This window comes from Pantoea sp., from assembly GCF_039594315.1.
Lineage (GTDB): Bacteria > Pseudomonadota > Gammaproteobacteria > Enterobacterales > Enterobacteriaceae > Pantoea.
Window position 1 is genome coordinate 38,380 of sequence record NZ_JBCNNP010000030.1, and the last position, 9,155, is coordinate 47,534.

At 55.3% G+C, this 9,155-nt stretch carries 6 protein-coding genes; 2 read left to right on the forward strand and 4 right to left on the reverse strand.

Annotated features, from left to right (window positions below):
• Nucleotides 1-49: 49 nt before the first annotated feature.
• Nucleotides 50-1,981, reverse strand: a complete 1,932-nt coding sequence (locus tag ABDW13_RS16105; RefSeq protein ID WP_343553563.1) for an exoribonuclease II — start codon at nucleotides 1,979-1,981, stop codon at nucleotides 50-52.
• A gap of 124 nt (nucleotides 1,982-2,105) precedes the next feature.
• Nucleotides 2,106-4,412, reverse strand: coding sequence for an FdhF/YdeP family oxidoreductase (locus ABDW13_RS16110; protein WP_343553564.1), 2,307 nt, complete (start codon nucleotides 4,410-4,412; stop codon nucleotides 2,106-2,108).
• 244 nt (nucleotides 4,413-4,656) lie between these two features.
• Here ABDW13_RS16110 and ABDW13_RS16115 point away from each other — a divergent pair, with 244 nt between their 5' ends.
• Complete coding sequence (locus ABDW13_RS16115) at nucleotides 4,657-6,246, forward strand: PTS transporter subunit EIIC (RefSeq protein WP_343553565.1); 1,590 nt, start codon at nucleotides 4,657-4,659, stop codon at nucleotides 6,244-6,246.
• Between the two features lie 56 nt (nucleotides 6,247-6,302).
• A complete protein-coding gene (locus ABDW13_RS16120; protein ID WP_343553566.1) occupies nucleotides 6,303-7,199 on the forward strand; it encodes a LysR family transcriptional regulator in 897 nt (298 codons plus the stop codon).
• Here the strand turns inward: ABDW13_RS16120 and ABDW13_RS16125 are convergent.
• On the reverse strand, nucleotides 7,196-8,317 hold the full coding sequence (locus ABDW13_RS16125; RefSeq protein ID WP_343553567.1) for an oxidoreductase: 1,122 nt from the start codon (nucleotides 8,315-8,317) through the stop codon (nucleotides 7,196-7,198). The genes ABDW13_RS16120 and ABDW13_RS16125 overlap by 4 nt on opposite strands.
• 194 nt (nucleotides 8,318-8,511) lie before the next feature.
• Nucleotides 8,512-9,155: SDR family oxidoreductase (locus tag ABDW13_RS16130; RefSeq protein ID WP_343553568.1), on the reverse strand; the 644-nt coding region annotated here is incomplete at its 5' end.

Genomic DNA, 9,155 nt, shown 5'->3' on the forward strand with positions numbered 1-9,155 from the left:
GCGGGGGAGAAATGCGGGATAACGGCTGTTATCCCGCAGGATTTCATGCTCAGGCGGCGGGACGTGCCACCACACTACGCGTTTCCATGCGCACTTCGGCGATGGTCACATCAATGATGTCGGTCACGCGGTAAGCCACTTCACCTTTAATCTGCACGGTGCCGCTATCTTGCGAGCACACCAGCTCATCACGTACAGCGTGAATGAACGGGGCAGGGATAAAGGCAACGGCGCCATTTTCCTGCAAGCGCACGCGCATACCGCCACGCGAAACATCGATTATCTCCGCGCTGAACTTGCGATCGGTACCCGCAAATGGCGCGAGGAAGCGCGCGTACAGCCAATCACCGACATCACGTTCTGCCATGCGGTTGAGGCGACGACGTTCACTCATGATGGTCGTCAACTCGTCCTGCGGACGCGCAATGCTGTCGCCACGCACAATTGCTTTCAGCAGGCGATGGTTGATCATGTCGCCGAACTTACGAATTGGCGAAGTCCAGGTGGCGTAGGCTTCAAGGCCAAGACCAAAGTGCGGGCCCGGTTCAGTGCCCACTTCAGCAAATGACTGGAAGCGACGAATGCGGCTGTCGAGATATTGCGTTGGTTGCGCATCAAGTTCACGACGCAACTGACGGAAACCTTCCAACGTAGTAATCGCCTGCGGATCAACGGTGATGCCGTGACCGGCCAGCACGCCAGCCGCTTGCTCAGCATTCGCCAGATCAAAACCGGTATGCAGGTTATAGATACCAAAGCCCAGCTTCTCTTGCAGCACGTTGGCCGCGCAGACGTTAGCCAGAATCATCGCTTCTTCCACGATACGGTTGGCGATGCGGCGCGGCTCGGAAATGATATCCAGCACTTCGCCTTTCTCGCCCAACACAAAGCGGTAATCAGGGCGATCTTTGAATACCAGCGCATGGGTTTGACGCCATTCGCTGCGCGCCAGGCACAACTGATTTAGCAGACGAATTTGCTGCGCAATTTCGTCGTTTTCAGGCTGCCAGCTGCCGGTGTTTTCCAGCCAATCTGACACTTCGTCATACACCAGCTTGGCTTTCGACTCGATCCACGCGGCAAAGAACTGCGCATTTTCGAGGCTGCCATCTTTCAACACGGTCACGCGGCAAGCCAGCGCAGGGCGGCGTTCGTTCGGACGCAGTGAGCACACATTGTCGGAAAGCTCGCGCGGCAACATTGGAATGTTGAAGCCTGGCAAATAGTTGGTGAAAGCACGTTTGGACGCCAGGGTGTCGAGTTCGCTGCCTTCCGCCACGTAAGCGGTAGGATCGGCGATGGCGATAATCAGCGACAGATTGCCGTCGGTACTTTCTTCCACATACAACGCATCATCCATATCCTGGGTGCTGGCGCTGTCGATGGTGACGAAATTCAACGCGGTCAGATCTTCACGCGTTAGGTTTTCATCGAGCATCTCGCCAAAGCCGACATCCGGCGCCTGGCGCTCAAGGTTATGGCGTGACAACGTGACCCACCACGGCGCGAGGTGATCGTCCGCCGTGACAATAAATTCGGTCAGTTCAGCATAAAAACCGCGATCGCCTTTCAACGGATGGCGACGCATTTCTGCTACCGCCCAATCGCCGGTTTGGAAATCGTGGGTTACGCTGCGTTCTGCACGGCATTGAATCGCGTCTTTCAGCAACGGATGATCGGGCACAATTGACAGACGATCGTCTTTCTTCTGCACGCGGCCAACAAAGCGGCTGAGGAACGGCTCAATAAGGGTTTCCGGCTCGGCACTCTCGCGGTCTTTATCGGTGTGGATCACGGCAGAAATGCGGTCGCCGTGCATCACTTTCTTCATTTGTGGTGGCGGAATGAAGTAGCTTTTTTGAGCATCAACTTCAAGGAAGCCAAAGCCTTTTTCCGTACCTTTAACAACACCTTCAACGCGCGGGGTCTGGGCGTGAAGCTTCTCTTTAAGCTGCGCGAGCAGCGGATTATCCTGGAACATAATTTATATAGTTTCGTGGCCTAAGAGCGGCTGACAGTTTTACGCGAATCGGGTGCGCGCGGCAAGGCCAAAACAGGCGAAAAAGCCGCTTTACGCGGCTTTTTACCTTCTGATAACGCGTCGATTAGGCGATGCGTTGAGACGGAACGGCGGCAGTCAATGCCAGCTTCACCGGCACTGATTTCGAGGTTGGCGTGCCGCTGCCGTCACCAAAGCTGGAAAGCGGTACCAGCGGGTTGGTTTCCGGATAATAGGCGGCGAGGTTGCCACGCGGAATGTTGTACGGCACCAACTTGAAACCGCTGACGCGACGGGTTAAGCCGTCATTCCACAACGTTTCGATATCCACCAATTGCCCTTCGCTGAAGCCGAGTGATTCCATATCGTCCGGATGAATAAACACCACTTCGCGCTGACCGTACACGCCGCGATAACGGTCATCGAGGCCGTAAATCGTGGTGTTGTATTGATCATGAGAACGCAATGTTTGCAGGGTAAACGGCACCGCGACATCGCCTAACTGTGGGAACAGCGAAGTCGGCAAGGCTGCTGCACTGAACTCGGCTAACTTGCTTGGCGTATTGAAGCGCAATTCCGCGGCCGCGCTGCCAAGGTAGAAGCCGCCCGGCAGATCGCATTTGTTATTGAAATCAGCAAAGCCGGGAATGGTGGCGGCGATGTGATCGCGAATCAGATCGTAATTGCCCGCCATTGCTAACCAGTCGATTTTGTGGCTGCCTAAGGTGGCATGCGCGATACCGGCAACAATCGCGGTTTCTGATCTCTGCGTTTCGGCCAACGGGATACCCACGCCTTCTGAAGCGTGCACCATGCTGAACGAGTCTTCAACGGTGATGAACTGATTACCGCTTGCCTGGCGATCGCGTTCGGTGCGGCCCAAGGTTGGCAAAATCAAACCTTCGTGGCCCGGCACCAAGTGGCTGCGATTGAGCTTGGTGCTGATGTGCACGGTCAAACCGCAATGCTGCAACGCTTCTTCAGTCACCGGTGAATCCGGCGCTGCAGCAGCCAGATTGCCGCCGAGCGCGATCAGCACTTTGACTTCATCACGCAGCATCGCATTCAGCGCTTCAACGGTGTTATGACCGTGTGCGCGTGGTGGTTCAAAATCGAAATGTGCGCCGAGTGCATCGAGGAATGGCTTATTCGGCTTCTCATCAATGCCCATGGTGCGGTTGCCCTGCACGTTACTGTGGCCGCGCACAGGACACAAACCGGCACCTTTCTTGCCGAGCTGACCAAACAGCAATTGCAGATTGGTAATTTCGCGCACGGTATCAACCGAATGCTTGTGTTGAGTAATGCCCATTGCCCAGGTGATGATCACGCGCTCAGCGCTTTGGTAAATCGCCGCCGCTTCACGGATTTGCGCTTCACTCAGCCCCGATTGACGCACGATATCGTCCCAGCGCGTGTTATCGACCGCGGCGAGATACGCTTCCAATCCGTGCGTATTGGCATCAATAAATGCCTGATCGAAGATGCCTTTTTCACCGGCCGCCAGACGTTCACGCTGCACTTCCAACAGGGTTTTCACCATGCCGCGAATCGCCGCCATGTCGCCGCCGAGATTCGGCTGGTAATAGGCCGAGCTAATGGTGCCTGCCATTGAAGTCACCACTTCCAGCGGTTTTTGCGGATCGGCAAAACGCTCAAGCCCACGTTCACGCAAGGTATTGAAGGTGACGATCTTCGCACCGTGATCGGCGGCGTGACGCAGGCTGTGCAGCATGCGTGGATGGTTGGTACCCGGATTCTGACCGAAGACGAAAATCGCATCCGCGTGGTCAAAATCGTCCAAACGGATAGTGCCTTTACCCACGCCAATGCTGCGCTTCAGGCCGGTGCCGCTGGCTTCGTGGCACATGTTGGAGCAATCCGGGAAGTTGTTGGTGCCCATCACGCGACCAAACAGTTGATACAACCACGAAGCTTCGTTGCTGGCGCGTCCGGAGGTATACAACTCCATTTGATTAGGATGATCCATCGCCTGCAAATGGCGGGCGATCAGCGCAAAGGCGTCATCCCAGCTAATCGGTTCGTAGTGATCGGTAGCGCTGTTATAGCGCATCGGATGGGTCAAGCGGCCTTGATATTCAAGGAAGTAATCACTTTGCTGGTAAAGGGTGCTCACGCTGTGCTGGGCAAAAAATGCGGGCTCAACCACACGACGCGTGGCTTCCCACGTCACCGCTTTGGCGCCGTTTTCACAGAAGCTGAAGGTGCTTTTATTGTCATCGCCCCAGGCGCAACCGGGGCAGTCAAAGCCGCGCGCTTTGTTCATGCGCATTAAGTTGCGCATATTTTTCAGTGCCGCTTTGCTATCAAGGACGAAACGGGTGGTGGCTTCCAAAGAACCCCAGCCGCCCGCAGCAGCGCGATAGGGTTGAATCTTACGTTTAAATTTCATGGTCGCAGGCTTATTTGTTTATGAATTGTTATCAGAATATGTCTTCTGTTAGCGGGAAGTGTGCGACTCAGCTTAAAAGTTGTCTAATTGATTGGTTTAATGGTGCGATAGGCGGTGTTTATCGCGTAAAGGCTTAAATTCGTGACCTAAGTCAAACTTTCCCGGCTGCGCTGGCGCGCTGATTACGTGCCAAAGAGATAACTGGCTAATAATTGCTCTTTCCATCATGAAAAGGGCACGCAGCATGAAGAATCTGGCAAGCCAAATTCACGCATTCGGCAAGGCTTTGATGATGCCGATTTCGGTTATCGCTGCGGCAGGCATCTTTCTTGGGCTGGCCGCGGCGATGCAAAATCCCGCGATTACCGGCGATGCCTTCGCCAGCATGCAAGTGCCGCAACTGATCATTGGGTTTATCCGTAAAGTCGCCGGTGCACTGTTTGCCAATTTGCCGCTGTTCTTTGCCGTTGCCAGCGCCATTGGCCTGGCGAAAGCCGAAAAACCTACCGCCGCGTTTGCTGCGGTGATTGGCTATATTGCGATGAATGTCGGGATCAGCACCACGTTGGCATCGAAAGGCTTAACCGCTGCCACCACCACGCCGGAAGCGTTGCAGAAAGCGGGAATGGACCAAACTACGGCGATGATGACCTCGGCGGAATACATCGACATGCTGGGCATCTTTACCTACAACATGAGCGTGCTCGGCGGTGTGATTGCTGGGCTGATCACCGTGCTGCTGCATAACCGTTTTTATACCCAACAGTTGCCCACGGCGATCAGCTTCTTCGGCGGACGGCGTTTTGTGCCGATTGTCACCGTGGTGCTGCTGCCTTTAGTCGGCGTGTTGCTGGCCTTGATTTGGCCCACCATCGGCGAAGGGATTGCGTGGGTCGGTTTGATGATTGGTCAAAGTGGCCAATACGGCGCGTTTTTGCTCGGCACCAGCGAACGCCTGCTGATTCCCACCGGTTTGCACCACATCCTCAACGAAACGGTGCGATTTACGCCGATTGGCGGCATGGCAACGGTCGATGGGCAAAGCATTGTCGGCGCGCTGAATATCTTTAATACATCTCTGACGCATCCTGGCGCTATCCCCGATGACACCGTGCGCGGTGCCACGCAGTTCCTGGCGCAAGGTAAAATCCCGGTGATGATGTTTGGTTTACCGGCGGCGGCGCTGGCGATTTATCATACCGCGCGGCCCGAACATAAACAGCGGGTCAAAGCGCTGGTGCTGGCGGGCGCGTTGACCTCGTTCACCACCGGCATCACCGAACCGTTGGAGTTCTGCTTCATCTTCGTTTCGCCGGTGTTGTACATCCTGCATGCGCTATTGACCGGCTTGTCATTTATGTTGATGTCGATGCTGCATCTGATGATCGGTAACGTACAAGGCGGCGCGATCGATTTGGTGGTGTTCGGTATTCTTGGTGGCAGCAAAACTCATTGGTGGTGGACGATTGCGCTGGGCGTGATTTATGTGCCGATTTATTACTACGGCTTTCGTTGGGTGATTACGCGTATGCGGGTAGAAACGCCGGGCCGCGAATCGGATGACGAACATAAACCTGAGCAAGTGACGGCGGATGAACGCACCAAAGTGATCATCAGCGGCCTTGGCGGCGAAGCCAATATCGAGGATGTCGATTGCTGCTTCACACGCTTGCGCGTGCGCGTTAAAGCGATGAATGAAGTGGTCGATCAAACTTTGCTAACCACCGGCGCTAACGGCATTAATCGGGTCAGTGAGCACGATGTGCAGGTGATTTACGGCCCGCAGGTCGAGAAAATTTCTCATCAAGTGAAGATCGCGTTAGGCATGGCGTAACACCGTGCCGCTGTGCGACATGCTACACTGCGCTTTTCCAGCCAATTCTGATTTCCATGGACATCAAACAGTTAATTTATCTGGTCAATCTTGAACGCGAAAGCCACTTTGGCCGCGCCGCCGAGGCCAGTTTTGTCAGCCAGCCGACGCTGTCAATGCGCCTGAAAAATCTTGAGCGTGAATTGGGGCTGTCGCTGATTAATCGCAGCAACAACTTTGACGGTTTCACGCCAGAAGGCGAGCGTGTATTGACGTGGGCGCGTGAGATTGTCTCGGTGTATCAGGGATTGAAGCTGGAAGTCGAATCGCTCAAGCACGGCGTCAATGGCACCTTGCGACTTGGCGTGATGCCGCAATGCAGCGTGGCGCTGCCGGCGTTATTGAAAGCGGTGCAAGCGCGTTATCCGCAACTTGATTATCGCGTTTCGGCGATGAGCGCCGATCAACTGTTGGAAGCGCTGAACAGTCATACCGTTGATGGCGGCATTGGTTTCTTTGAGTTGACGTCATTACGCGAACTCCACTTCCAGACTGCGTTGCTTAAAGATCCCGGCGTCGAGGCGATCTTTAATCCAGCACATTTCCCGGCTTTGCTGGATCAGGAAACGCTTTCTCTCAATACGCTTGCCGCACAACCGCTGTGCCTGGCTGAGCCCACGCGCTATTTTCGCCGCTATCTGGATGGTCAACTGCGTGAAACCGGCGTGGTACCGCGCGTGATCGTCGAAAGCGCCTCGATTATGCAACTGCTGCAAAGTGCGCAGGTCGGATTAGGCGTTATGGTGTCGCCGCGCGGACATTTGTTGCCGGAGTTGTTGCAGAATCTGGCGCAGCGACCGATTGATATTGCGCCGATGGGGCGACAAGCCGCGTTAGTGGTTGCCGAGCCGGGCAAAGCATCGCCGCTGGCTCAGCATTTCTTTGATGAAGCGCGTCGGCATCTGCCCGACTAACGCGTTTCGCCTAATGCCATTAGCAGGCGATCTTGCCAGTTGGCGAACGCCACCGCTTGCAGCAGCGTAAACAGACGTTCGCTGCCCCAACCGGCATTCAGCAGCGGCTGCAAATGGGCGGCGCTGAAGCGATCGGGTTGGCGCGTTAACTGCAAGCTCAATGCAATCATCGAGGACGTTTCGCTCGCGCCGTTTAAGTCCTGTAACAACGCTTCGCGCCATGGTCCTGCAAATTGTGCAAATTGGCGGCGACAACCCAATGCGCGTGCGCTAGCAGCCTGAGCCAAGACTTCGTCTTCGTGGAAATGCTCGTTCAAGCGTTGCTTCAAGGTGGTGAAGCCATACAGCGCCGGTGCATCGTGCACCAACAACCAAATCGCCTCATCCAAACCGTCGATGCCCTGGCAAAACGTCACGGCTGCCAGCTGTTCGGCGCTGGCATAGCGCAACTCCACCGGCTTCAACGCGGGTTGCCATGAGTCGTTGCTGGCGAACAGTGCGGCGCTGGCATCGGGCGGCGGGGTAACGCCGGGGATCCAACGCACCGGCACGCCCATCATCGCTTGCAATGACGCCACCACGCGCGATTGATAACTGACAAAGCCAATCAATTGGTTGAGCGTGACGATATCCGGTTCAGTCAATCCCACCGCATCCAACGCACTGATGCTGTGCGCCGTAATCAATTCCGGCTGCATGGCTAATTGCCGCGCATATTGGGTGATTTGCGTCAGGCGATTGTTACTTTCACGCGAAGAGTCGGGGCCGGGCAGTGGATTGAGTCGCGCGGAGTAGTGATTACACAAGCGCTGAACGCCCGCGACTTGCGCCACTGTCAGCGCGGTGCTGAGACGATCGTAAAGCGTTAAGGTGTGCGTCAAGCTGGTGGTCAGCGCATCCGGGAACAGAATCTGGCTGAGATCGCGTGCGGCCAACAAAGCCGGCTGAAAACGCGATAGCAGCGGCTGGAGCGCGCTGGCTTCTTGCTGTAAACCCAGCAAAAAGCGATCTTCGATATGGGCGGCTTCCGGGACTAACGGCGCGGTGGCGGTGTTATTCGGGCGAGTCTGGCTTTCATAAAACCAGTGGTCATGGCCGGGAGAACGGCGTTGTTCCATGGTCATTCCTTTCGCTAAAAACGGACTTGCTGTGCAGCGTGCGAATCTGAAAAGCAGGCGGACAACAAAGGGCTAGCTTATCGTCGCTGAACGGCGGTCCACGGCAAAAGAATGATGAGGAATAATTAATAGCTTACGAGTATAAGGCGTGGGTTTTTAAAAGCGGGTCACCATAAATGGCGACCCTATAAAACTTATTTCAGTTCCAGCTCGTTCATTGCGGCAATGCTGAAGCCGCCATCAACGTGAACCACTTCACCGGTGATACCACCCGCGAGGTCAGAGCACAGGAACGCGGCTGAGTTGCCCACGTCTTCGATGGTCACAGTACGACGAATTGGGGTAACCGCTTCGCAGTGCGCCAGCATCTTACGGAAATCTTTGATACCTGAAGCTGCCAGCGTACGGATTGGACCGGCAGACACGGCGTTAACACGCGTACCTTCTGGACCCATCGCGTTCGCCATGTAGCGTACGTTTGCTTCCAGAGACGCTTTCGCCAGACCCATCACGTTGTAGTTCGGGATCGCGCGCTCTGCACCCAGGTAAGACAGGGTCAGCAGGGCGGAGTTCGGGTTCAGCATCGCACGGCACTCTTTCGCCATCGCCACAAAGCTGTATGCGCTGATGTCGTGAGCGATTTTGAAGCCTTCACGGGTAACGGCGTTCACGTAGTCGCCATCCAGCTGATCGCCAGGTGCGAAACCGATTGAGTGAACGAAACCGTCAAATTTCGGCCAGGTTTTTGCCAGTTCGGTGAACAGCGCAGTGATGCTCTCGTCTTCAGCCACATCGCATGGCAGAACAATGTCTGAACCCAGATCTTTAGCAAACTCTT

Excerpts from the sequence above, each read along its gene's own strand:
- ABDW13_RS16105 (WP_343553563.1), bottom strand. The coding sequence starts at position 1,981 with ATGTTCCAGGATAATCCGCTGCTCGCGCAGCTTAAAGAGAAGCTTCAC.
- ABDW13_RS16110 (WP_343553564.1), bottom strand. The coding sequence starts at position 4,412 with ATGAAATTTAAACGTAAGATTCAACCCTATCGCGCTGCTGCGGGCGGC.
- ABDW13_RS16115 (WP_343553565.1), top strand. The coding sequence starts at position 4,657 with ATGAAGAATCTGGCAAGCCAAATTCACGCATTCGGCAAGGCTTTGATG.
- ABDW13_RS16120 (WP_343553566.1), top strand. The coding sequence starts at position 6,303 with ATGGACATCAAACAGTTAATTTATCTGGTCAATCTTGAACGCGAAAGC.
- ABDW13_RS16125 (WP_343553567.1), bottom strand. The coding sequence starts at position 8,317 with ATGGAACAACGCCGTTCTCCCGGCCATGACCACTGGTTTTATGAAAGC.